Source organism: Kribbella sp. NPDC023972, from assembly GCF_040639075.1.
Lineage (GTDB): Bacteria > Actinomycetota > Actinomycetes > Propionibacteriales > Kribbellaceae > Kribbella.
Genome location: NZ_JBEZZH010000001.1, coordinates 174,314 through 197,929 on the forward strand (window position 1 = coordinate 174,314; position 23,616 = coordinate 197,929).

A 23,616-nucleotide genomic window follows, 5' to 3' on the forward strand; every position below is an offset into this window, starting at 1 on the left:
GATGGCGTGGTCGATCGCGGAAGTGGCCCGGGCGTCCGGCGTCACGTCCCGCACACTGCGGCACTACCACTCCATCGGGCTGCTGGTGCCGGCCCGGACAGCTCCCAACGGACGGCGGTACTACGAGCAGGAGCAGTTGCTGCGGTTGCAGCAGATCCTCCTGCTGCGGGACCTCGGTCTGAGTCTGGACGTGGTCGCCGAGGTCATCGAGCACCGGAGCAGCCACGACACGATCGAGGTGCTCACCCGGCACAAGGAGTGGCTGCTGCGTGAGCAGCTCCGCCTCGGCCAGCTGCTCCGGACCGTCGACACCACCATCGAGAACCTGAGGAAAGGAGGAGAGATGTCACCGGAGAAAGTCTTCGAAGGGTTCGAGCACAACCCGTACGAGGCCGAAGCCCGCGAGCGGTGGGGTGACGAGGCCGTCGACGCGAGCTATGAGCGGATGCGCGGCTGGTCCGAGGCGGACGCCGAGAAGGCCCGCACCGGCTACACCCGCGTGCACGAGGGTCTGGCCGCACTCAAGGCGGAGGGGGTCGCCGTGACCGAGCTGAGCGTGCAGGAGCTGATCCAGCTGCACTACGAGGTCACCTGCCTGTTCTGGACACCGACGCGGGACGCCTACAAGGGCCTGGGGCAGATGTACGTCGACGACGAGCGCTTCCGGCAGAACATCGGCACCGGCGACGACGCACTGGTCGAGTACCTGCGTGACGCGATGACCGTGTACGCCGACAACCGGCTGGACGCGTAATCTGACCGCGTGGTCGAGCCGCGCAGAGTAGAGCTGACTGAGACCCAGACCTCACGAGCCAGCCGCACCTACTGGGACTCGGCGGCGAAGGAGTACTTCGCGGATCATGGCGAGTTCCTCGGCGACGACCGCTTCCTGTGGTGTCCGGAAGGCGTCGACGAGGAACACGCCCGATTGCTCGGCCCGGTGCGGAACAAGCGGATCCTCGAGGTCGGCTGCGGCGGCGCCCAATGCTCGCGCTGGCTCGTCGGGCAGGGCGCCGACGTGGTCGCCTTCGACATCTCGATCGAGCAGCTCCGGATCGCCCGGCAGCTCGACGCGCGGACCGGCACCGCTGTTCGGACCGTAGCGGCCGATGCGACGGCCATGCCCTACCGAGACGCCAGCTTCGACATCGTCTGCTCGGCCTTCGGCGCGCTGCCGTTCGTGGCCGACGCGGAGGCCGCGCTGCGCGAGGTCGCCCGGACGCTGAAGCCGGGCGGCCTGCTGGTGTTCTCGGTCACCCATCCGTTCCGCTGGACCATGCCGGACGACCCGTCACCGGCCGGTCTGCACCTCACCCATTCGTACTTCGACCGGACGCCGTACGTGGAGGTGGACGACGCCGGTACGCCGATCTACGCCGAGCACCACCGGACGACCGGCGACTGGATCCGCGCGCTCACCGGCGCCGGTTTCGTCGTGGACGACCTGATCGAGCCCGAGTGGCCGGCCGGGCACGACCTGGTCTGGGGTGGCTGGGGACCGGACCGCGGCCGCCTGGTCCCAGGCACCGCGATCTGGTCCGCCCACAAGGGCTAGCTAGCTGCGCGGCCGGAGCTGCCGGAAGCCGACGAAGCCGAACAACAGCAGGCCAAGGATCAGCGCGACGAGCGGGACCCAGAAGGCGATCAGGTTCAGCTGCGCCGACTTCGACGCGTAGCCGCCCTCGGCGACGTCGTTCTCGATCGCGCCCTTCACGTTCTTCGTCACGGTCGCGTCGTCGTACTTGATGGTCACCTGGGTCGCGGTCAGCTTGTCCTCGCCGTTGTACGCGATGGTGGCGTTCTGCTTCTCCTGGCCCTTGATGATCGCGCCGGTGATCGGCTCGATCCACAGGGTCCGGGTGTTCTTGTACGTGCGTTGCACCTCGACCGAGTCACGGCCGGGCTGGTCGACCAGGCTGCCCGGGACCATCAGCGGCTTGGCCAGCGGCACGTCCTGCTTGGGCACTTCCTGCTCGAAGACGTACACCTTGAGACCTTCGAGCGTGGCCTCTTCCTTGTAGTGGATCGGGAACGCCTTGCGCAGCGTGCTGTCCCAGAAGTCGTAGGTCTTCTTCTCGGTGCCGAACGGGAACTTCAGCACCAGGCCCTCGTGCCCCTTGAACAGCGGGCTGTTCGGGTCGGGCTCGAGCCGGTCCGCCTTCTCCAGCGAGGTGGCGATGTACTCGCCGCTGTTGTCGTCGCCCGACGGGTTCCACCGCACCGCCTCACCGGTGTGGGCGTCCAGCACCACGCGCTCCTGGACGAAGCTGAGCGGGAGCTCGTCGGTCTCCGTCGCCTTGTCCGGGAACTGGTAGTTCTTCGAGTCGTCGGTCACCACGGCGGTGTCGAACACCACGACCTTGCGGTCGAGCGCCTTGCTGATCTTCTCGGCCGCGACCACGTCCCCGCGGACGGTCCGGCGCGCCTCCAGCTCGACGCCACTCTTCTCCTTCAGCTCCGCGATGCTGAAGATCGTGGCGTCCGGCCCGGCCGACACCGTGTGCGCGATCTGGTCCGCCGGCGCCACCGCCAGCGCCGGATACGCGTAGAACCTGGCCAGCGCCGCAACGCCGACGAAGAACACCCCGAGCCCGATCATCAGTGCACGGCTGCGATTCCCCACAACATCCCCTCCCGGTCTGTTCGCGGGGACGCTACCAGCGAGTAGCCACCTTGAACAGACGGCGGAGACAACAAAATCCGGCGGTGCCCGATCTCTGTCTGTCTGTCATATAGTCGCGCCGCTTGACGTCCTCCCCGCCTGAGGACGGGGATTCCAACTACTACCCGGAGGCAGCGTGTTGAGGTTCACGCTTCAACGAGACCCGCGGTGGCGTCTCTCGGCGTGCGCTGACGGCCCGCCCGGCCGCGATGTTGACTGCCGCGTTCACGTCCGCGTTCGCCCGGTGTCCGCAGGCTGTGCACCGGAAGACCGCTTGGCTCTCACGGTTTCCCCGTGCGCAGTGCCCGCAGACGCTACAGGTCTGCGACGTGTACGCAGGATTGATTCTCTCGACGCGTCCCGGCGCCTTGTGCTCCAGCCGTTGGACGAGCAGTCCCCAGCCGTTGGCCAGGATGCCGCGGTTGAGTCCGGCTTTGGCACGGCGACGGTTCGGCAGATACCTACCCGGCCGTTCGGGGTCGGGCTTCGGCTTGGGCCGCCTGGTCAGCTGCGCGACCCGCAGGTCCTCCACCCGGATGACATCGAACCGGCGGGCGAGGTCGGTGCTGGTCTTCTCCACCCAGTCCTTGCGACGGTCGCGGGCACGGGCCAGCAGCGTGGCGATCGCGGCCTTCACCCGTCGGCTCCGGTTGGAGCCGGGCCGACAGCGAGCCAGGCGGCGTTGCAGCTGCCTGAGTCGTTCCTGTTCGCGCTCGGAAAGCCCGGGGCAGGTCAGGAGCTCTCCGGTGGACAGGGCCGCCGAGACGGTCACACCGCGGTCCACGCCGACGACCTCATCGGTGCCCGGTGCGGGGATCGGCGGCGGGATGGTGGCGAACGCGAGGTGCCAGCGGCCTGCGCGGTCGCGGGTGATGCGGTACGACTTCGCCTCGGGAATCGCGTTGGAGAGCCGGAACCGGACCCAGCCGACTTTGGGCACCAGCACCCGCGCCCACTTCCGGCTCAACTGCTCGACCCGGCCCGCTTGCGGGCCGACAATGCGGAACCCCTCGTGCAGGCCGGCTTTGCGCCAAGTCGGCCGCCGGTGGGTACCTGCGTAGAAGTTCTTCACGGCTTGGGCGAAATCCCGCAGCGCCTGCTGCTGGCCCGTCTGCGACCCGGCCCGCAGCCAGCCGAACGCGGCTCGCGCCTCGGTCAACTGCCGGGCTTGCTCGACGTACCCAGGCGTCGGGCCTCTGTCGCGAGTCCACATCGACCACTGCTCAAGCGCCAGATTCCACACGCACCGGGCATGCCTGCACTGCTCCAGCAACGCAGCGCGCTGCGGCGGAGTTGGGTACATCCGGTATCGGGACACGAGACCAACCAAATCAGCCAGGACCGACAGTTCCGGATCTCCGAAGGGAGGGAGTCGCGGTTCCTCCCCACCCAGAACGACGGGGCCTCCCCGCGGTCTACGCGATGAGGCGGATCACTGGGCTGACGGCGGTATCAAGCTATGGGCCGGATTCATCGGTTCTCCGTGTCGTCGTGGTGGCGATCGCCGTGGTGCAGGCAGCCGTGCTCGGGCTGCTCGCACGGCGCGGTTCGTGGCTCAGTGACGACCTCGACTTCCTCGTCCAGGGCAGCCGCGGGTTCGCGCCGGCCGAACTGCTGACCCCGGTCAACGACCACATCGCGCCCGGGCTGCGGTTCGTCTACGCGCTCTTCGCCGAGCTGGCGCCGCTGAACCACGACCTCACCGTCGCCTGGCGGGTGCTGATGCAGGCCGTCGCGATCTTCCTGATGGGCCGCCTGCTGCTCCGCGTCCTGGGCCCGACCTGGTGGGTCATTGCCGGCACGGTGTTCTACGCGCTGAGTCCGCTCAGCATGCCGTCGTTCATGTCGCTGTCGAGCGGCGTGAACAACCTGTCCGCGCACGTCTTCGGCTTACTGTTGCTACACGCAACCATCGACTGGTACGCCGGCCATCGCCGCCGAGCCCTCGCCTACGGCCCGCTGGCATTGCTCATCTCCCTTGCCTGCTGGGAGAAATCCGCTCTCATCCTGTTCACCGTCGCGGCCCTCGCCCTCTACCTCCGCGACGAGCCGATCCGCCCGTGGTTGCGCCGCACCTGGCCCTACGCCGCCGCCCTCACCGTGGCGATCGTTGCCTTCGGCACTCTCTACCTCGCCCACGGCACCCCGTCCTCGGGCCGGCTGCCTGGGTTCGGTGACCTGGCCGGTCTCGCCGGGCACGCCTTCGAAGTCCCACTGAGCGCCCTGGTGGGCGGACCCTGGACCTGGGCGGAGACCGGGATTCCGATGAGCATCGCCGACCCACCCACGGCCGCCGTCGTGACGGGCGGGCTAGTGGCCGGTCTGCTGATGCTGGTTGCCTGGCAACGAGACCGCCGAGCTCTCCTGCTGTGGGCCAGTGTTGTCGTCTACGTGCTGGTGACCTTGCTGCTGGTGGCGTACGGACGCTTTGCGCTGTTCGGTGTCGTGATCACCCTGCACTACCACTACTGGTCCGATCTCTCGATCCCGTTGACGTTGGCCGTCGTCCTGTCGGCTCGCTCGGTGCGGATCGCCGTACCCGCCGTCGCGTTGGCGTGTCTGGTCATCGGCGCGGTGGTGTCGGACGTCGGGTTCGCCAGGACCTGGGCGAAGAATCCGGCCAAGGCGTACTTCGCCACCGTGACCGCGGAGCTGGAACGGGCCGGGCCCAACGTCAACTTGTGGGACACGGCGATGCCGCAGCCGATCGTGAACGGGTTGATGTCCGACATCAGGCTGTCGCCGGTGCTGCGGATGGCAGGAATCCCGTTCCGGTTGCAGGCGGCGGGAAGTGAGCCGTTGATGGTCGATGAGACCGGGAAGCTGCGGCCCGCGCAGCTGGCGGTCTGGTCCCGCGGGGAGCCGGCGTCCACGGGCAACGCCTTCTGCAACCTGTTGCTGCACGGCACCGAACCGCTGACCGTGCCACTGAGGTCGACGCAGGACCAGATCGCCACCGCCGGCTGGTTCGTCAAGGCGGCGTACTTCTCCAACCGGGAGAACCAGGTGTCGATCGAGCTCGTCGATGCCTCCGGCAACGTCGCCGCGCTACCGTCGGCCACCTGGCCCGCGGGAGTCGGCAGCATGTACTTCGGCCCGTCGCGGCGCATCACCGCCACCGCGGTTCGGCTACGCTCCTCCGATCCCGCGACGAACGTGTGCGTGGAGGACCTCGAGATCGGACTGCCAAGGGTGAACGGATGACACGCACCAGATTCCCCGCGCTGGACGGGTTGCGAGCGATCGGGGCCCTCGCGGTGCTGACCACGCACGTCGGGTTTCACAGCGGAGCCTCGCTGGACGGCCCGTTCGCCGGGTTGCTCGCCCGGCTCGACGTCGGCGTGGCGATCTTCTTCGCGATCTCCGGGTTCCTGCTCTACCGGCCGCATGTGGTGGCGTGGTTCGAGGGCACACTGCCGCCCCTGACGTTCCCGTACCTGCGCAATCGGGCGCTGCGGATCCTGCCGGCGCTGTGGGTCGCCGTACTGCTCGCAGCTCTCCTTGTCCCGCACAAGGACGGCGTGACGTGGACGACGTACCTGCAGCACGCGACCCTCACCCAGATCTACTTCGACGGCCTGGCCGCGGACGGGCTCACACAGCTGTGGAGCCTGGCGACGGAGGTCGCGTTCTACCTGCTGCTGCCCGTGCTGGCGAAGCTGTTGACCGGGTACGAGCGTCCTACTCGGCGGAGCGTCCGCTGGCGGCTCGTCGTACTGGGTGCGTTCACTCTGCTCGGTCCGGTCTGGATGGCCGCTGTGAACGCGACGGACCACCCACAGGCGGGGCTCTGGCTTCCCGGGTACGTCGGTTGGTTCGCAGTCGGGATGGGGTTCGCACTGTGGCAGGTGGCGCGTTCCAGCGGGCGACTCGGGCCGTCCGCGCTGGACACCCTCACCAAGATCCCCGGCACTGTCTGGGGCGTCGCTGTGGCGTTGCTGGTCGTTGCCGCCACTCCGGTGGCCGGTCCGTACAACCTATCGACCGCCACCCCCGGCCAGGCGTTCGTGAAAAGCCTTCTCTACACGGGGATCGCGGCCTGCGTCCTGTTCCCGGCCCTGACCCCGACCGCACGGACTGCCCGCGTGCTCGGCGGCCGGATCGGTCACATAGCCGGTGACATCTCGTACGGCGTCTTCGCGTACCACGTCATCGTGCTGAGCGTGGTCGAGCGGATCAGCGGCTACACCTTGTTCAGCGGGCGGTTCGCGCTGCTGTTCTTCCCGACCCTCATCGTGTCGGCTGCGGTCGCGGCCGCGAGCTACTACGGGATGGAGCGCCCGATCATGCGGCTCGGCCGCCGGGACAAGGACTACGACGTCTCGCCGGTCGGCCGGGACAACAGCACCAGCGCGCAGCCGAACAAGATCGACGCCTGGACGACTCCGGATGTCAGCCCCGCTCCCCCATCCGGCCAAGGCTGAACGGCCGCGATCAGCGTCCCGACCAGGACCACACCGGCAGCCACTGCGATCACCCGCCGCCCGGACAGGTACCACGAACAGGCTGCTGCGATCGCTACGGCGACCAAGCCGATCCAGCCAGACATGAACGCACCTGCGGCGAGCCCGACCGCAACAGCCGCCCAAGTGCCGACGTAGCGGCCTTCGCGCAGCCGGTGCCCTGAGTGCCGAGACCGGCGGCGGAAGAACACGGCCATCGCGATCACCGACAGCAGAGCGAGTAGACCCACCAGCAACCCTGCCCGGTACGTGCGGTCAGGCATGAACCGGGCAGTGACCACCTGCTCGGTCCCCCCGGGCAGCACCCAGCCCTGCTGCCAGCCACCGACCCGGATCGGCGTCAGCTTGCGCCCACTGCCGTCGTACGCCTCCCAGCCCTCGTTGTAGTTCTGCGCGACAGTCAGGACGGACTGCTCTTCGGCCCCCGGCACCTCGACGGTCAGTTCGGCAGGGTTGGACCGCCACACGTCGACGGACCGCACCGGCGTCTTCGACACATTGCCGAAGCCGGCCCTGGCCCAAGTCGTCTCGATCGGCACAAAGCCGCCACCAGCCAGGACGTCGAGGTTGTGGCGTCCTGCCTGCAGGGTGACCGTGCTGTCCTTACCGCACGTCGTGAACGTGACCGGCCGCCGCTGCAGCAGGTCCCGCACGGTCGCCGTCACCTGCGTATCCGCGGGTACGCCGTCCAGCCGCACACCCGGGCCATAGCCGCAGTACGCGCCGGTCTGCGCATCGAGGTCGAGTGCCTTGCGCAGACCGTCGGCGCCGAGAACCCGGACCTCCGCCACGCCGACCGGGGCGTTCCGGGCGTAGCCGGTCGCCGAGTCGAGGTCGACCAGCGGTCTGGTGCTGGTGAAGTTCAACTCGATGGTCTGTGCCGTCCGCCCGGCGAACCGGACATAGCCTTCCTGGTCGACCTTGCTCGTGACCGGCGGGCCGCCGTCGAACCGGACTGCCACCTCGGTCGGCGGCGACGCGGTCAGGTACGGGTCGGTGAGGAACTGCAGCCCGCTCACCTTCCTTGCCGCTGGCAACTTCAAGGTCAGGGACGGGCTGCCGTCGGCGGGATCCGCGACCCAGCCGGTGCCCAGATCACGATCCACCGCGGCACCTGGTCGGCCCTCTGGCGCAGTGACGGCTCGCGACGACGCGGTGGCGGTGATCGCGCCCGGAACGGTCAGCAGGGCTTCCAGGGCAGCACCGTCCTTGGGCAGTGCGGTCCCCTGCAGCTGGTACGACGCCGCCTGCGGCAAGTCCACGCTTCGCTGGATCCCGGTGGGCTCCTCAGAGTCCCTGGCAACGCTTTGCCTGCACAGCGGCCGGGTGGCCACGTGCAGACACGCAGACCGCCCGAGCTGCTGGTTCCTGAACACCAGAGCGCTCGGCTGACGATCCTCCGACGGAACCAGCAGCCGACTGACCGCGAGCATCCCCGGCAGGCTCACCTCGGCGATGGACACGCCGTTCGGGTTCTTGCCGTCGGTGATGCCGACGCTGAGCCGCAACCGTTGGGTCTTGCCAGGTGGTGTCGGGATGTTCTGTGGTTCGGTCGACCCGGACACCACCGAGGCCAGCGAGCCCGCGTCGGTCTCCACCTGCAGCGTCCGGACCGGCTCGGTGGTCGGAGCCGCCAGCGAGAACTGGACCTTCAGTCCGTCGACGGTCCGCGGTGAGGTGAACGTCAGCTCCAGCCACTCACCACTGCTGCGCCCGAACGTCCCGGAGATCCAGCGGGTGGACGGATCACCGTCAACCGCCGCGGCCGGCCCGTTGCCAGGCCCGGTCCGCAGCGTGGCGTTCGCATCCGCTGCTGACGACGACGCCCGTACGTCGACGACGCCGCCACCCCACGTCCGCGTCGTACTCGGTGCCGCTGGGCTGACGTCGTACCCGAGGGTCCGGCGGCCTTGGCGGCCTGGTTCCGATGCGGTGAGGACGGGCGAGTAGTTCTCGGCTGGGCGGCCGACGGAGACCTCGCGGCGTTGCAGGCCGTCAGTCTGGATCAGTGGGAGGCCCGTGAGCTTGCCGACTGCGTCGGACGTGGTCACCGCGCTGCGATCACCGCCCAGCGCGGTCAGTACGGTAGGCACGTCTTCGGCCGCTCCACGGACCTCGAGGAGCTGCGACCGCGGGATCAGGCGGGCTGGGCTTGTGTCACCGACGTCGTAGATCTCCACAGCCGGATACGGCAGCCGAGTCCTTCCGTCGAGGGTCACGCCGGGCTGTTCGATGCTGCTGCCGGTGGCCGGTCCGAAGTGCGCCACCCGGTCGATACCGGACTCGGCCAGGCTTTCGTGGACTGCCAGCGTCGGCGTCACCTGTGCGTCGTACCGCAGGTCGTTGCGCACTACGACGTACCTGACTCCGGCCCGGGCGAGTGCCTGCCGCAGTGTCTGGTCACCGACACCTGAGCCGAGTCGGCGTTCCACCTCGTCCAGCCACCGAGTCGCACCGGCAGACCCCAGGGGTACGGCGTCTCGCACGGCCATGGGCCGCTTCAGCAACGCCTGGAACGGCTCGTCCTTGGTCGAGCCCCAGGTGAAGTCGGCGAACGACGCGGCCGGTACGACGAGGACACTGCCGCTGGCCGTCTGGCTGTCGAGCCAGGTCGCGGCATCACGCCAGTGTGCGGGGATGGCGTCGTACCCCTCGCGTCTGGGCAGTTGACCGAAGACGGCCGGCGTCGCCACCGACAGGATCAGGCACGCCACCAGCACTGGCACCACTCGGCGGTGCAGCCCTCGAGCTGTCGCCCAGAGGGTCAGCCTGCTCAGTGCGTGTGCTGCGGCGAGTGTCAGCGGCAGCCGGACGACGAGCTCGAACTTGTGGGTGTTGCGGAGCGCGGCGAGCGGTCCGTCGAGCAGGTCCTGCAGCTGCGGTGCCAGCGGAGATCCGGCGGCACCGGCGTGGCCGAGTGTCACCAGCAGGAGTCCGACGACGAGTGAGAGTTGCAGGAACCCACGGTGCTTGAGCGAACCCATCGCCAGTCCGACCAGGCCCAGCAGCGCGATGACCGCAGTGGTCAGGATCAGCATCGGCTGGGTGACGTACAGCCATCCGGCAGGCCAACTCGGTCCGTCGGAGCCGGACAGGAAGTTGAGCCACTGCGACGTACCACGGAACGACTCGAAGACGCTTGCCATACCGGTCGTCACGCCGGCGTCCTCGATCCAGTCCAGGAACGGCGGGCTGTAGCGACCGAGCAACATCAATGGGACGAGCCACCAGATCGACACCGCCACCACACAGCCCAGCCAGCCGACCGCCACTTTCAGCGTCGACCGGTCCAGCCGTCGCGTGATCAGCCAGAGCGCAGGGAGTACGAGCGTCGCGCCGGTGGCGACTGCATTGACTCCACCGACGAGTGCGAACGCCGCCGCCGACCAGCCGACTCTCCACCACCCCGAGCGCGCCCGTGGGGTCACCAGCGGCAAGAGCACCCACGGAGCCATCGCCATCGGCCACACCTCGATTGAGGTGATCGACAGCTCGCCGAGCATGCGTGGACTCAGTGCGTAGAGCAGCGCCACGGCAAAGCGAGTCCAGGGCACTCCGTAGTCGAGGGCGTTGCAGAGCTTCCACACACCGAGGAAGGCGACGCACAATACGACGGACCACCACAGTCGTTGCGTCACCCAGTCGGGCACCGACAGCGCGTCCAGCAGCCAGTGGAACGGACCCATCGGCAGCAGGTAGCCGTACGCCTGGTTCTGTAGCTGGCCGAAGGCGCCCTGCGGATCCCACAGGTGGAGTGAGCGGGCAAGGAAGCCACCCGGCCCGGCGGTGAGGTCGAGCTTGGTGTCCGGCACGATCTTGCCCGGCGCCTGGTGGAAGCACAGGGCGATCAGGACCAGGCAGCCCAGCACGAGCCTCGCTCGCCAGACCACCTGTTCGGAGCTTCCCGCTTTCAGTCTCCTCATCGGCGCCGGAGCACCAGGACGAGGTTCCAGGTCACGACCTCGCGCAACCCGGGCAGCGCGAGTACGCCGTACGCCCAGCGCGGGTGGTACCTCGGCACTGCGGCCACCAGGTCCGCGTCCGGGCAGGCGCGAGCCCAGCGCAGCCCGCCGGCGACGGTGATCGGGAAGAGCGATTCACCGAAGCGGTTCTTCGGCGGATGGCCAGTCACCCGCTCGTAGCGACGAGCCGCCCGGCGTCCGCCGAGGTAGTGCCACGGCGCGGTCTCGTGCCCGCCGTGCGGACCCCACCAGCCGGTGTACGACAGGAAGACCATGCCGCCCGGCCTGGTGACGCGGACCATCTCGTCGGCCATCAGCCACGGCTCCGGCACGTGCTCCAGCACGTTGGACGAGAAGCAGATGTCGACCGCGGCGTCGGCCACGGGCAGTGCCATGCCGCTGCCGAGCACTGTGTCCGGCGCCGGCTCGCCACGGCCGCTCAGCTCGCCCAGGTCGGAGTCGATCGCGTAGTACGTCGCTCCCGCCTGCCGGAACGCGTCCGCGAAGTATCCGGGGCCGCCGCCGACATCCAGCATCAGCGCGTCGCGCAGGTCGGCGTACTGCTGGAGCTGTCCGACGGAGTCCGCGGCCAGCGTGCCGTAGAAGTGGTCCGGGTCCGACTGCTCGACGCCGAACGCCCGGAACAGCCGGAGCGCGCGACCGAGGTCGGCGGTCCACGGACTGCTCGATGTGGGGTTCGTCATCACTGGCACAGGCGGGACATTAACGGATCTCGTGAGCTCTGGCGGACATCGTTACTCCTTGGTAACGTCCCCGCCCATTACCTCGGGGGAGGTTACCGGAGGGTGGGGCTCACAAGGTGCGTGCTCAGAGCGTGCTGTTGCTGAACTGGCGGGACACGACGAACCCGGAGGGTGGAGGGTCGGAACGCTATGTGGAGGAGGTGGCGAGAGGCCTTGCCGCGTTGGGCTGGCAAGTAGCCGTGCTTTGCGCGGCGTACCCGGGCAGTCCACGCGAATCACGTCGGTACGACGTGCGGTACGTGTACCGCGGCTCCAAGGTCACGGTGTACCTCCGTGGCCTGCTTCACACGTGGCTGCACCGCCCCGACCACGTGATCGACGTGCAGAACGGTCTCCCATTCTTTACCCGGCTCGTACGTCGTACGGGCGTCGTCGTCCTCGTGCATCACGTGCACCAGGAGCAGTGGCAGGTGGTGTACCCGGGCTGGCGCGGCCGGCTGGGCTGGTGGCTCGAATCACGCGTCGCACCACGGCTGTACGACGACTGCCGTTACGTCACCGTGTCGTCGGCCTCACGTGACGAACTGGTCAGCCTTGGCGTGAAGAGCATCGACGTCATCCACAACGGCACTGACCCGGCACCGCCCAGGCAGCGGCCGCGGGCCGCCGCGCCGACTGTGGTGTGTGTCGGCCGGCTCGTGCCACACAAGCAGATCGAACACGCCATCGACGCGATCGCCGAAGCCCGCAGGGTGCTGCCCGACGCGCGCCTGGTCGTGGTCGGCTCAGGCTGGTGGGAGGACGCGCTGCGGACGTACGTCGACGAGCGCGGACTGCAGGACGCCGTCGAGTTCCTCGGCCACGTCAGTGAGGACGACAAGCACGCGGCGTACGACGAGGCATGGGTGCAGGCCCTGCCGAGCCTCAAGGAGGGCTGGGGCCTCGTCGTCGGTGAGGCCGCGGGTCACGGCGTACCGACGGTGGCCTACCGGAGTGCGGGCGGCCCGACCGAGTCCGTACACAACGGAGTGTCGGGCCTCCTGGTGGACAGCCCGGCCGAGTTCAGCGCTGCGATCACCGAGCTGTTGCGGAACGTCGAACTGCGGAAGCGGTTGTCGGACGGAGCAGCTGCCAGTGCGGGCAACTTCACTTGGGGCGCGACCGCACTGGCCTTCGATCAGCTGCTCACTACTTCGTGCCGTACCCCACGATCGGAACGTCAGCCTGCCCCTGAGTCTGTCCCGGCGGCGGCGTCGGGTCGTCCTGAACCGATTGCACGACCCCGACAACCGTGGTCGTAGCAACCGCCAGGCCGGCGAATATGGCGATGGCCGCACCGATCAGTGATCCCATGAAGCGTGTCCCCTCCTCGATAAGTGAACCGAAGAGTAACAATCGCTCAGCGACTCCGCCAGATCGTGGAGCGCCGTGTGATCAGACCGGCCAGCGCGGCCGCCAGCACCGCTCCGGCGAGCACCCACGCAGTCAGAACGACGGCAGCCCGCCACGGCTGTGCCCGTTGCGGTACGGGCGTCCCGGCCAGCCGGTAGACGCTCACCGTCGGGCCGGAGAACTCCTCGGTCAGCCCGGCGATCGAGTCGCGCGGGGACGGTCCACCGAGCTCGCGGTCGACGACCAGCCAGCCGACGCCCTGCTCCAGCAGCACCGGTGTCGGATCGGTTCCGCTGCGAATCGCCGTACGGATCGCCGTTGCCACCGCGGCAGCGCGCGGGTCCTCACCGGCCAGGCGGTGGCCGCCCACGATCAGCTCGTCGGGGACGACCGCGGGTTGGTCGAAGTACCGCGGCATCGGGTCGAGCACCGGGCGGCGTTCGTTCCAGACCGGTGCCCGATAGGACTCGAACGGCCACGGGATGAACGGCCCGGCCAGCACCTGCTGCGCCCGCTCCCAGTCCGCCGGATAGTGCGACACCTTGGGCCCTCCCCCACCGGCAAGCGCGGGCAGCGCCGCGATCGGGAGCAGTACGGCGGTCGCGCCGACAACCCGATGCAGCGGGACATGCCGCAGCAGCGCACCGACCGCCACACCGAAGCCCACAGACTCGAGCAACACCAGTGGAGCCAGGTAGCGCTGGCCATCGCGGAAGAGACCAGCGCCAGGGACGTTGGCCACGACGCCAGCAGAGGCACCCGGCGCGACCACGCCCGCCATGCCTATCAGTACGGCGATGGCCGCAGCCACGACCAGTGCGCCGACGACACGCTCCTGTCGCCACCACAGCACGACGCCGGCCACAGACATGACCAGCATGAGGAACGCGAAGATCAGCGGTAAGAGGTCGCCTCTGTTGCCAGGGACAACATCTGCGTTCCAGACACCGCCGAGCGTGAGCAGGGTGGGCAGCGTTCCCCCGTATCCCTCGTCACGAGCAGCGAAGGCGGTCACCGACGCAGGATCGACCGTCGCGTTGCCACCGTGCACAAGGCCGGCCACCAGCCAGGGCGCGTTCAGCAGAGCCGCTGCACCCAGTGGCCACACGCGGCGTCGCCCCGGCCACAGCAGGATGAGACCGGCGACCAGGAGCCCCGTGATCCCACCCGAGGCAGTGAGCGCACAACCGGCCGATGCGAGGAGGAAGCCCGGCCAGCCCGCCCCTTTGCGCAGTCGCAGTGCGGACCGCACCAGCCACGGCAGGGCGGCGTACCCGAGGAGTAAGGCCCATGCGCCCAGCCGGAGGCGTTCGGCGACGAAGGGGTTCCAGACGAACAGCGTCACGGCCGCGGCACCAGGCAGAGCGCCGCCGAGCCGCAGCTCTCGCCACAGCGCGGTCATGCCCAGTCCGGACAGCAGCGGGATGGCCACCAGCACTGCCTTGTTCAGGACTTGGCCGCCGACCACGTCGTCCAGTACGGCGACGATCACGTCCGACGGGACCGCCCTAGGCATGGCCGTTGTGACACCGAACAGGTCAAGCCGTACCGTGAGGTCCGGCACGAAGACCAGGTCGTAGCCGACCACATAGCCCGGAGCGAGCAGCGGAGCAGTGATCAGCAGGGTGAGCAGGACAGGCCACAGCCAGGCCAGGACGCGCACGGCACGTTCTGACATGAAGACTTCCACCCTCCGTCCGCCCTCTCCCGTTCCTCCGTCACGAGGCAGTAGAGCATGAGCGCTGAGACGACCCCAGAGCAAGAGCCCGCGGCACCGCGGTTCGCGTTCCTCCGCAGCGCCACGGTGGTAGCCGTCGGCATGGCCGTCATGAACGTCGCCGCCTACGGTTTCACCCTCATTGGCGTTCACCGCCTCGTGCCGGAGCAGTTCGGGGCCATCACCGCCCTGCTGGGTCTGTTGCTGATCGGCAACGTCGCGTCCCTGGGTCTGCAGGCGTCCGGCGCCCGCCGGCTCGCCACCCACACCGGAGAGGGCGCCGCGGCGCTCGCCGACGCCATGCTCAAGGCAGGCCGCCGGGCCGCGCTCGGACTCATGGTCGTCTGCCTGCTGGCTACGCCGCTGTTCATCTGGCTGCTGCACATCGATTCCGTGGTAGCGATCCTGCTGCTCGCACCCACCCTCGGCGGCCTCACCCTGATGGGCTCACAGCTCGGTGTCCTTCAAGGCAGCCAGCGCTGGACTGAACTGGCAGCCGTCTACACCTCGGTCGGCGTCGGACGCCTGGCCCTGGGCGGTGGCGCTCTGCTCATCCACCCCTCCCTCGACGCGGCCATGATCGGCCTCGCACTCGGTGCCGCCGTACCGGCTCTGCTGGGCGGCTTCCTGCTCCGTGGATCAGCCGGAGGTACGTCGGCGCAGGTCAAGGAGGTGCTGCGGGAGACGGTGCACGGTACGCATACGCTGCTCGCGTTCTTCGCGATCGCCAACGCCGACGTGCTGTTTGCCCGTGCGCTGCTCGACGGCCGGCACAGCGGCTACTACGCGGCCGGTGTCATCGTCGCGAAGGCGTGCCTGTTCCTGCCGCAGTTCGTGATCGTCATCGTGTTCCCGTCGCTCGCCAGCTCACCCGGCGACACTCTCCGCCTGCGCAGGGCGATCCAGGCCGTCGCGGGACTCGGGGTATGCGCGGTCCTCGGTGCGCTGATCCTGCCCGACCTGGTCGTGGCCGTCATCGGTGGCAAGGAGGACTACGGGCCACTCGGTCCCTACACCTGGCTGTTCGCGATCGCCGGTTCGTCGTACGCCGTACTGCAACTGGTCGTCTATGCCGCGATCGCGCAGCAGGAGAAGCGTGCTGCCCTGCTGATCTGGATCGGGCTGGTCGTACTGGCGATCGGCACCGGCATCGTCCTCGGAACCGGCATCGCCACCGGCATGGACGGTGTGAAGGTGCTCGTCGCGATGACCAGCACCTGCGCCCTGCTCCTGTCGGCTGGCCTAGCGGCAGGACTCCACCGCCAGACCATCGACAACTGACTCACCAGAGACTGGACTTGGCGAAGCGGCGGGCGAACGCATTGGCCAGCACCAGCAACACCAGCCCGATCACCGACCGGAACAACCCGATCGCGGTCGCATAACTGAACTGCGGCACCGCCGAGGCCAGACCGATCTTGTAGACGTAGGTATCGATCACTTCGGCGGTATCGAGATTCAGGTTGTTCTGCATCAGCAGCACCTTCTCGAAGCCGACCGACAGGATCGAGCCGATGTTCAGGATCAGCAGGATGACCGCGACCGGCACGATCGCCGGCAGGTCGATGTGCCACATCCGGCGCAGCCGGGAGGCACCGTCGACGATCGCCGCCTCGTGCAGTTCCGGCGGCACACTGGTCAGTGCGGCCAGGTAGATGATCGCCGCGAAGCCCATCGTCTGCCACGCACCCGACCACACGTAGATGTGCCGGAACATGCCGGCATCGCCCATCATGTCGACCGGCCCGAACCCGAACAGGCCGATCAGCTTGTTCGCCACCCCGGTGTTCGGGTTCGTCAGGACGACGACCAGGCCGACGACGACCACCGTCGAGATGAAGTGCGGTGCGTACGTGATCAGCTGGGCCGAGCGGCTGAACCACTTCTTCCGGACCGTGTTCAGGCAGAGCGCGAGGATGATCGGCAACGGGAACGTCGCGACCAGCTCGTACACGTGCAGGTAGACCGTGTTCCGGATCAGCTTCCAGAACTGGTACGACTCGATGAACCGGTCGAAGTACTTGAACCCGGCCCACGGGCTGCCCCAGATCCCGGACACCACGTTGTAGTCCTTGAACGCGATGATGACGCCGTACATCGGCCAGTAGGCGAAGATCGCCAGCCAGATCAGCGGCAGCGCCAGCATCGCGTACAGCTGCCAGTTCCGGCGCATCCGGATGCCCAGCCGGACCGAGGGTTTCGCCTCCTTGACCCGACCGCGTCTGCGGCCGGCCGGCGCGCGCCGCCCGGCCGGCGGTTTCGCGGCGGGCTTGATCCGGGTTTCCGTCGATGCGGTCATCTCGTCACCCCTTCAGCGAGCCGATCATGGCCCCCTTGACGAAGTGCTTCTGCACGAAGGGGTAGACCAGCAACGGCGGAATCATGCCGATCACGATCAGCGAGTACTTGAGCTGCTGCTGCAACTCCTTCAACTGCGCCAGCTTGCTCGTGTCGGGCATCTGGGACGGGTCGACCTTGCTCTGGATCAGGATCTGCCGCAGCACCACCTGCAACGGGAACAGGTGCTCGTTGGTCAGGTAGATCAGCGCGTTGAAGAACGAGTTCCACTGCCCGACCGCGTAGAACAGCAGGTTCACCGCGATGATCGGCTTGCTCAACGGCAGCACGATCCGCCAGAAGAAGCCGAAGTCGCTGCAGCCGTCCACCTTGCCGGCCTCGACCAGCTCCTCCGGGATCGTGACCATGAAGTAGGTCCGGGTGATGATCACGTTCCACACCGCCAGCGCGGTCGGCAGGATCATCGCCCACCGGGTGTTCAGCAGTCCCAGCTGGTCGACCACCAGGTAGGTCGGGATCAGGCCGCCGCTGAACATCATCGTGAACACGAACGCCGCCATGATCACCCCCTTGCCCGGCAACCCCTTACGGGACAGCGGGTACGCCGCCAGCAGCGTGAGGACCGTGGCCACGACCGCCCCGACCACCGCGTAGTACACGGAGTTGCCGAAGCTGCTGACGATCGCGTCGTAGTCGAAGATCGCCTTGTACGCGTCCAGCGTGAGGCCGACCGGCCACAACCAGACCTCACCGGCCGACACCTTCGACGTGTCGCTGATCGAGGCGCTGATCACGTAGACGATCGGGTACAGCACGGCGAGGCAGAAGAGTCCGAGTGCCGTGGAGATGCACGCCAGCGCGATCTTGTCGCCTCGGGTGTCCTGGATCGGCGCTCCGACCGCCAGCCGCTTCTCGTCCGGCGCCAGCGTGTCCGCGGTGCTCATCCACGTCCTCGCTTCGCTCCGGGCGCGGCTGAGACACGAAGCGCACTGTGCTTTCTGGTGACCTCGCTCCGCTCGCTCACGGCACGTCCTCGCTTCGCTCCGGGCGCGGCTGAGACACGAAGCGCACTGTGCTTTCTGGTGACCTCGCTCCGCTCGCTCACGGCACGTCCTCGCTTCGCTCCGGGCGCGGCTGAGACACGAAGCGCACTGTGCTTGTTGATGAGCTCGCTGCGCTCCCTCATGAGTTGTACGTCTCGTAAGCGGCCTGCTGCAGCTCCAGATACGGCTTCACACCGATCTTCTCGACGCGGTCCTTGTAGTCGTTCCAGGCGGCGTCGTCGTTCGGGTCCAGCTGGCCGGTGACGAACTTGGAGAACGACAGGTCGACCTCGCTCTTCAGGTTCGTCTTCAGCTCCGCCTCCTGGGCCGCCTGGTCCTGGTCCAGGGTGACCGGCGGGAACTGCATCTCCTGCGGCTGCTTGTACGGGAAGTAGTTCTCCAGCGTCTGCTGGTAGAGCGGACTCTCGAAGGTGAGGTCCTTCGGGTTGACCCGCTCGCCCAGGCGGAAGTCCTGCGAGCGGTACATCGGGTTGTACTGGTTCCAGCTGATGTTCTTCTCGGTGTTCCAGGTCGCGGAGAAGCCGTACACCGCCTGCTTGCCGTTGATGCCGAGCTCGCCCTTCTTCGCCCACTCGAACTTGGGGCCGCCGTACGCACGCAGGATCGCCTCCAGCTCCATCTGCGCGTCGGCCCACTGGACCAGCAGCTCCGGCTTGGCACACTTCTTGGTGATCACCAGCTGCGAGACCTCGACCCCGACGCCGAGGTAGTTCCAGGCGGCGTACCGGACCTTGTTCGGCCCTTCCAGCGGGGGGATCGCGAGGTACTTGCGCCAGCGCGCGTTCGGGTCCTTCTGGTCGATGTCGAGGAAGCCGCCCCAGTAGTACGACCGGGCGCCGCCGATGATCGGCTTGCCCGGCGCGTTGCCGTACCGATTCATCTGGTCCTGGTCGGCGGTGAACACGTCCTTGTTGATCAGGCCCTCGGCGTACATGCCGTGGATGTACTTCAGGCCCTCGCGCCATTCGTCCTTGTTGAAGGTCACGTCGACCTTGCCGTCGTTGACGACCAGCCACGGGTCGCCGGGGTTGTAGAGGAACGAGTTCATGAAGAACGTGTCGAACGGCGCGTCCTTGTAACCGCAGAACGGGATGGTCCGGCCGTTGCCGCCGAGGTCGGCCTTCTTGAAGGCGCGCAGGAGCTCGACGAACTCGTCGGTGGTCTTCGGGATGTCCAGCCCGACCTGCTTGATCCAGTCGGTGTTGAGGAACGTGCGGCCGTTGCTCGCCCGGCAGTGGTAGCAGTCGTTGATGTTCGGGAACGAGTAGACCTTCTTGTCCGGCGCCTGCACCAGTTTGCGGGCGTCCGGGTAGTCCTTCATCGCCTGCTGGAGGTTCAGCGCGTAGGAGTCGATGAGCGGGTTGATGTCGGTGAACAGGCCCTGCTGGCCGTACAGGTACAGCTGCGACCGGCTGAAGTCGATCCCCATGAAGGCGTCCGGGATGTCGCCGGCGGCGATCATCGCGTTGACCTTGGTCATGACGTCGTCGCCGGTGCCGCCGATCTGGTTCCACTCGATGTGGATGTTGGTCTTCGACTCCAGCCACTTGGTGAACGCGTTGGTCTTCCAGTCGCCGATCGTCACGTCCTGCGGGACCGCGATCTTGAAGGTGACCTTCTCTGTGGTGAGCGGCTTCAGTTCCCGGGCCACCGGGCCGACGTACCCGTCCGGATACTGCATCCCCGCCAGCTTCGGGCCGAGCGTGACACTGGGCGCGCCGCCGCCGGCGGCGGCGTCGGCGGCACCGCTCGTACTGCCCGAGCTGCTACAGCCACTGAGCAGACCTCCACCGGCGGTCGCGGCGGTCAGTCCGAGCGCCCCCGCAATGAGTGATCGACGGCTGATTCCCGTCGGCCCGGCAGCGTTGTTCGGCATGGGTCCCTCCAAGGCGGTGTACGCGGAACGAGACGAAATATCCGATAGGATCTCGGATCTTTGGCGGGAGAATGGCACAGATCCGATGACTTCGGAAGGGTTCGGGCGTAACTTGGCGGGATCGAATGGCCACAGTCTGTGTCTTGCGCGGGAAACGTTTCCCGCTTGCTCGATCCCGAGCAACTTTCTTGCGGAAACTAAAGGACTTCCCTGTTTCTATAGGGTTCACACCATGGCGACCCCGAAGTTCATCCTCGAGTTGCGTGAGAAGATCGGACACGATCTGCTCTGGCTCACCGGCATTTCCGGTGTAGTCCTGAACGACGCCGAGCAAGTGCTGCTGGCACGGCGTGCGGACGACGGGCGATGGGCTCTGATCGCTGGCATCCTCGAGCCCGGCGAGCAGCCGGCCGTCGCACTGGTCCGTGAGATCGAGGAGGAGACCGCGGTCACCGCCGAGATCGAACGGCTGATCAGCGTGCAGTCCCTGCCGCCGGCCAGCTACCCCAACGGCGACCAGGTCCAGTTCCTCGACCTCTGCTTCCGCTGCCGCTGGCTGCACGGCGAGCCGCGCGTCAACGACGACGAGTCCGTCGAGGTCGCCTGGTTCCCGCTCTCAGCCCTCCCACCGTTGTCGCCCCACGAGCAGGAAGCCATCTCCAACGCCCTCTCCCCCGACCCCACCCCGGTGTTCGAGCGCCCCTGACGCCAAACCGGCCGGACCAGCGTGCGCTGGTTCGGCCGGTTCGCTGTCTTGCTGCTAGTGGGCGGCTTCGTGCCAGGTACGGCCGATGCCTACCGAGACGTCGAGCGGGACGGCCATGTCGACGGCGTGGCCCATGTCGCGGCGGACGAGCTCTTCCAGCGCGTCGCGTTCGCCCGGGGCGATCTCGAAGACGAGCTCGTCGTGCACCTGCAGGAGCATCCGCGACTTCAGGCCGGACTCACGCAGTGAGGCGTCGACCTTCAGCATCGCCATCTTGATCACGTCGGCGGCCGAGCCCTGGATCGGCGCGTTCAGCGCCATCCGCTCGGCCATCTCGCGCCGCTGGCGGTTGTCGCTGGTCAGGTCGGGCAGGTAGCGCCGGCGGCCCAGGATCGTCTCGGTGTAGCCGTTCTTGCCGGCGTCGATGACAAGCGAGCGCAGGTAGTCGCGGACGCCGCCGAAGCGCTCGAAGTACTCGTCCATCAACCCCTTCGCCTCGTCCACACCGATCTTCAGCTGCTGGCTCAGCCCGTACGCCGACAGCCCGTAGGCGAGGCCGTAGTTCATCGCCTTGATCTTGGCCCGCATCTCCTGGGTGACGGCCGACGGATCGACCGAGAACACCCGCGCCGCGGTGACCGAGTGGAAGTCCTCGCCGGAGGTGAACGCGTCGATCAGGCCCTGATCGGCGGACACGTGCGCCATGATCCGCATCTCGATCTGGCTGTAGTCGGCCGACATCAGCGACTCGTTGCCCTCGCCGACGATGAACGCCTGCCGGATCCGGCGGCCCTCCTCGGTCCGGATCGGGATGTTCTGCAGGTTCGGGTCGGTCGAGCTGAGCCGACCGGTCGCCGCGATGGTCTGGTTGAAGGTGGTGTGGATCCGGCCGTCCTTCGGGCTGATCGTCTTCAGCAGGCCCTCGACCGTCTGCCGCAGCCGGCTCGCGTCCCGGTGCGCCAGCAGATACGCCAGGAACGGGTGCTCGGTCTTCTCGTACAGCGCCTGCAGCGAATCCGCGTCAGTGGTGTAGCCGGTCTTCGTCCGCTTCGTCTTCGGCATCTGCAGCTCGTCGAACAGCACCACCTGCAACTGCTTCGGCGATCCGAGGTTGATCTCCTTGCCGATCACCTCGTACGCCGCCGTCGCGGCTTCCCGCACGCCCGTGGCGAACCGGTCCTCCAGCTCCTCCAGGTACGGCCGGTCGACTGCGATACCGTCCCGCTCCATCCCGGCGATGACATCGATCAGCGGCAGCTCCACGTCCGCCAGCAGGCCGGTACCGGCCTGCTTGTCCAGCTCGGCGTCCAGGGTGTCGGCGAGGTCCGCGATCGCGCGGGCCCGCAGCATCGTCGCGTCCGCGGCCGGGCCGCCCTCGACGTCGTCGAAGCTGAGCTGACCGTTCTCGGCCTCCTCGTTGCGTAGCTCGCGCTTGAGGTAGCGCACGGTCAGGTCGGCCAGGTCGTAGGACCGCTGGTCCGGCCGGGCCAGATAGGCACTCAGCTGGGTGTCCGAGCTCAGCCCGGCCAGTGTCCAGCCGCGCTCGAGGAAGCCGAGCAGCGGCCCCTTCGCGTCGTGGAGCGCCTTCGGCTGCTTCGGGTCGGCGAGCCAGGCCTGCCAGGCCGCGTCGTCGTCCGCCGTCAGCGTGGCCGGATCGAACCAGGCGGCCGCACCCGAGGTGTTCGCCAGCGCCAGACCGGTGATCTCGCCGGTGCCGCGACCCCAGCCGCCCTGGACGGCGACACCGACCCGCTCGCCGGTGCTCACGTGCTCCTTGAGCCAGCCGGCCACCTCACCGGGCTTCAGCTGCACGCCGTCCAGCTCGAAACCGTGGTCGACGGTCGCGTCGACCTCCTCGTGCTCGGCGACCAGCCGCTCCCGCAGCACCCGGAACTCCAGGCTGTCGAACAGCGTGTGCACCTTCTCCCGGTCCCACGGCGTCCGGACCAGGTCGTCCACCGTGACGTCCAGGGTCAGGTCGCGGACCAGCTCGTTGATCTGCCGGTTCCGGATCACGTCGGCCAGGTGCTCGCGCAGCGACTCGCCGGCCTTGCCCTTGATCTCGTTCACCCGGTCGACCACGTCGTTCAGCGAGCCGAACTGGTTCAGCCACTTGGCCGCCGTCTTCGGCCCGACGCCGGGCACACCGGGCAGGTTGTCACTCGACTCCCCCACCAGCGCCGCGAGATCCGGGTACAGCCGCGGTGTCACGCCGTACTTCTCCTCGACCGCGGCCGGGTCCATCCGGGCGATCTCGGACACGCCGCGCTTCGGGTACAGCACCGTGATGTCGTCGCTGACCAGCTGGAAAGCGTCCCGGTCGCCGCTGCTGATCAGCACCTCGAAGCCCTGCTCGGACGCCTGGGTGGCGAGGGTGGCGATGACGTCGTCGGCCTCCCAGCCGTCGATCTCCGTGGTCGGGATCCGGAGCGCCTCCAGCACCTCCTTGACCAGCGAAACCTGCCCCTTGAACTCGTCCGGCGACTTCGACCGGCCGGCCTTGTACTCGGCGTACTGCTCGGAGCGGAAGGTCTTGCGGGACACGTCGAACGCGACGCAGACATGGGTGGGCTGCTCGTCGCGGAGCATGTTGATCAGCATCGAGGTGAACCCGTACACCGCGTTGGTGTGCTGCCCGGTGGTGGTGGAGAAGTTCTCCACCGGCAGCGCGTAGAACGCCCGGTACGCCAGCGAGTGCCCGTCCAGCAGCAGGATCCGCGGCCGGCCGGCGCCCGGTTGCGGAGTGTCCTTGGTCATCGTCGAGGTGTTGGT

Annotated in this window: 16 protein-coding genes and 1 pseudogene; 7 read left to right on the plus strand and 10 right to left on the minus strand. The window is 67.9% G+C overall.

Annotation, left to right across the window (positions count from 1 at the left end):
* Position 1 precedes the first annotated feature (1 nt).
* Positions 2-754 carry a TipAS antibiotic-recognition domain-containing protein gene (locus AB0F43_RS00805; protein WP_360468778.1) on the plus strand — a complete coding sequence of 251 codons (753 nt, stop codon included), beginning with the start codon at positions 2-4 and terminating at the stop codon, positions 752-754.
* A 9-nt stretch (positions 755-763) separates the two neighbouring features.
* On the plus strand, positions 764-1,555 hold the full coding sequence (locus tag AB0F43_RS00810; RefSeq protein WP_360468780.1) for a class I SAM-dependent methyltransferase: 792 nt from the start codon (positions 764-766) through the stop codon (positions 1,553-1,555).
* On the opposite strand, the gene AB0F43_RS00815 is transcribed toward AB0F43_RS00810, so the two are convergent.
* Both AB0F43_RS00815 and AB0F43_RS00820 read right to left on the minus strand, forming a co-directional pair.
* The gene (locus AB0F43_RS00815) at positions 1,556-2,623 is read right to left on the minus strand and encodes a DUF3068 domain-containing protein (protein ID WP_360468782.1); all 1,068 of its coding nucleotides are present in this window, start codon (positions 2,621-2,623) and stop codon (positions 1,556-1,558) included.
* A 160-nt stretch (positions 2,624-2,783) separates the two neighbouring features.
* Entirely contained in the window at positions 2,784-3,965 is a 1,182-nt protein-coding gene (locus AB0F43_RS00820; protein ID WP_360472963.1) for a transposase, read from the minus strand.
* Positions 3,966-4,153: 188 nt separating this feature from the next.
* Between AB0F43_RS00820 and AB0F43_RS00825 the strand changes: the two genes are divergently transcribed.
* Both AB0F43_RS00825 and AB0F43_RS00830 read left to right on the plus strand, forming a co-directional pair.
* Positions 4,154-5,866, plus strand: a complete 1,713-nt coding sequence (locus AB0F43_RS00825) for a hypothetical protein (protein WP_360468784.1) — start codon at positions 4,154-4,156, stop codon at positions 5,864-5,866.
* Complete coding sequence (locus AB0F43_RS00830) at positions 5,863-7,086, plus strand: acyltransferase (protein ID WP_360468786.1); 1,224 nt, start codon at positions 5,863-5,865, stop codon at positions 7,084-7,086. Before AB0F43_RS00825 ends, AB0F43_RS00830 begins: the two co-directional genes overlap by 4 nt.
* On the opposite strand, the gene AB0F43_RS00835 is transcribed toward AB0F43_RS00830, so the two are convergent.
* Both AB0F43_RS00835 and AB0F43_RS00840 read right to left on the minus strand, forming a co-directional pair.
* Positions 6,975-11,048, minus strand: coding sequence for an alpha-(1->3)-arabinofuranosyltransferase (locus AB0F43_RS00835; RefSeq protein WP_360468788.1), 4,074 nt, complete (start codon positions 11,046-11,048; stop codon positions 6,975-6,977). The genes AB0F43_RS00830 and AB0F43_RS00835 overlap by 112 nt on opposite strands.
* Positions 11,045-11,791, minus strand: coding sequence for a class I SAM-dependent methyltransferase (locus AB0F43_RS00840; RefSeq protein ID WP_360472966.1), 747 nt, complete (start codon positions 11,789-11,791; stop codon positions 11,045-11,047). The genes AB0F43_RS00835 and AB0F43_RS00840 overlap by 4 nt, the downstream gene beginning before the upstream one ends.
* A gap of 116 nt (positions 11,792-11,907) precedes the next feature.
* Here AB0F43_RS00840 and AB0F43_RS00845 point away from each other — a divergent pair, with 116 nt between their 5' ends.
* On the plus strand, positions 11,908-13,092 hold the full coding sequence (locus AB0F43_RS00845) for a glycosyltransferase family 4 protein (protein WP_360468790.1): 1,185 nt from the start codon (positions 11,908-11,910) through the stop codon (positions 13,090-13,092).
* On the opposite strand, the pseudogene AB0F43_RS00850 reads toward AB0F43_RS00845, so the two are convergent.
* Positions 13,046-13,144 (minus strand): annotated as a pseudogene (locus tag AB0F43_RS00850) (DUF2613 family protein); the annotation flags it as partial. The gene AB0F43_RS00845 and the pseudogene AB0F43_RS00850 sit on opposite strands and share 47 nt — an antisense overlap.
* 46 nt (positions 13,145-13,190) lie before the next feature.
* Entirely contained in the window at positions 13,191-14,861 is a 1,671-nt protein-coding gene (locus AB0F43_RS00855; RefSeq protein ID WP_360468792.1) for a hypothetical protein, read from the minus strand.
* Between the two features lie 57 nt (positions 14,862-14,918).
* On the opposite strand from AB0F43_RS00855, the gene AB0F43_RS00860 reads away from it, so the two are divergent.
* The gene (locus AB0F43_RS00860; protein WP_360468794.1) at positions 14,919-16,181 is read left to right on the plus strand and encodes a polysaccharide biosynthesis protein; all 1,263 of its coding nucleotides are present in this window, start codon (positions 14,919-14,921) and stop codon (positions 16,179-16,181) included.
* Between the two features lies 1 nt (position 16,182).
* Here AB0F43_RS00860 and AB0F43_RS00865 read toward each other — a convergent pair whose 3' ends face one another.
* The 3 genes from AB0F43_RS00865 to AB0F43_RS00875 form a co-directional block, all read right to left on the minus strand.
* Positions 16,183-17,199, minus strand: coding sequence for an ABC transporter permease subunit (locus AB0F43_RS00865; protein ID WP_360468796.1), 1,017 nt, complete (start codon positions 17,197-17,199; stop codon positions 16,183-16,185).
* Positions 17,200-17,203: 4 nt separating this feature from the next.
* Positions 17,204-18,142, minus strand: coding sequence for a carbohydrate ABC transporter permease (locus tag AB0F43_RS00870; protein ID WP_360468797.1), 939 nt, complete (start codon positions 18,140-18,142; stop codon positions 17,204-17,206).
* Between the two features lie 238 nt (positions 18,143-18,380).
* Positions 18,381-20,138 carry an extracellular solute-binding protein gene (locus tag AB0F43_RS00875; RefSeq protein WP_360468799.1) on the minus strand — a complete coding sequence of 586 codons (1,758 nt, stop codon included), beginning with the start codon at positions 20,136-20,138 and terminating at the stop codon, positions 18,381-18,383.
* A 232-nt stretch (positions 20,139-20,370) separates the two neighbouring features.
* Between AB0F43_RS00875 and AB0F43_RS00880 the strand changes: the two genes are divergently transcribed.
* Positions 20,371-20,844 carry an NUDIX domain-containing protein gene (locus AB0F43_RS00880; RefSeq protein ID WP_360468801.1) on the plus strand — a complete coding sequence of 158 codons (474 nt, stop codon included), beginning with the start codon at positions 20,371-20,373 and terminating at the stop codon, positions 20,842-20,844.
* A gap of 54 nt (positions 20,845-20,898) precedes the next feature.
* On the opposite strand, the gene polA is transcribed toward AB0F43_RS00880, so the two are convergent.
* A complete protein-coding gene (polA, locus tag AB0F43_RS00885) occupies positions 20,899-23,601 on the minus strand; it encodes a DNA polymerase I (RefSeq protein ID WP_360472969.1) in 2,703 nt (900 codons plus the stop codon).
* Between the last annotated feature and the right edge of the window lie 15 nt (positions 23,602-23,616).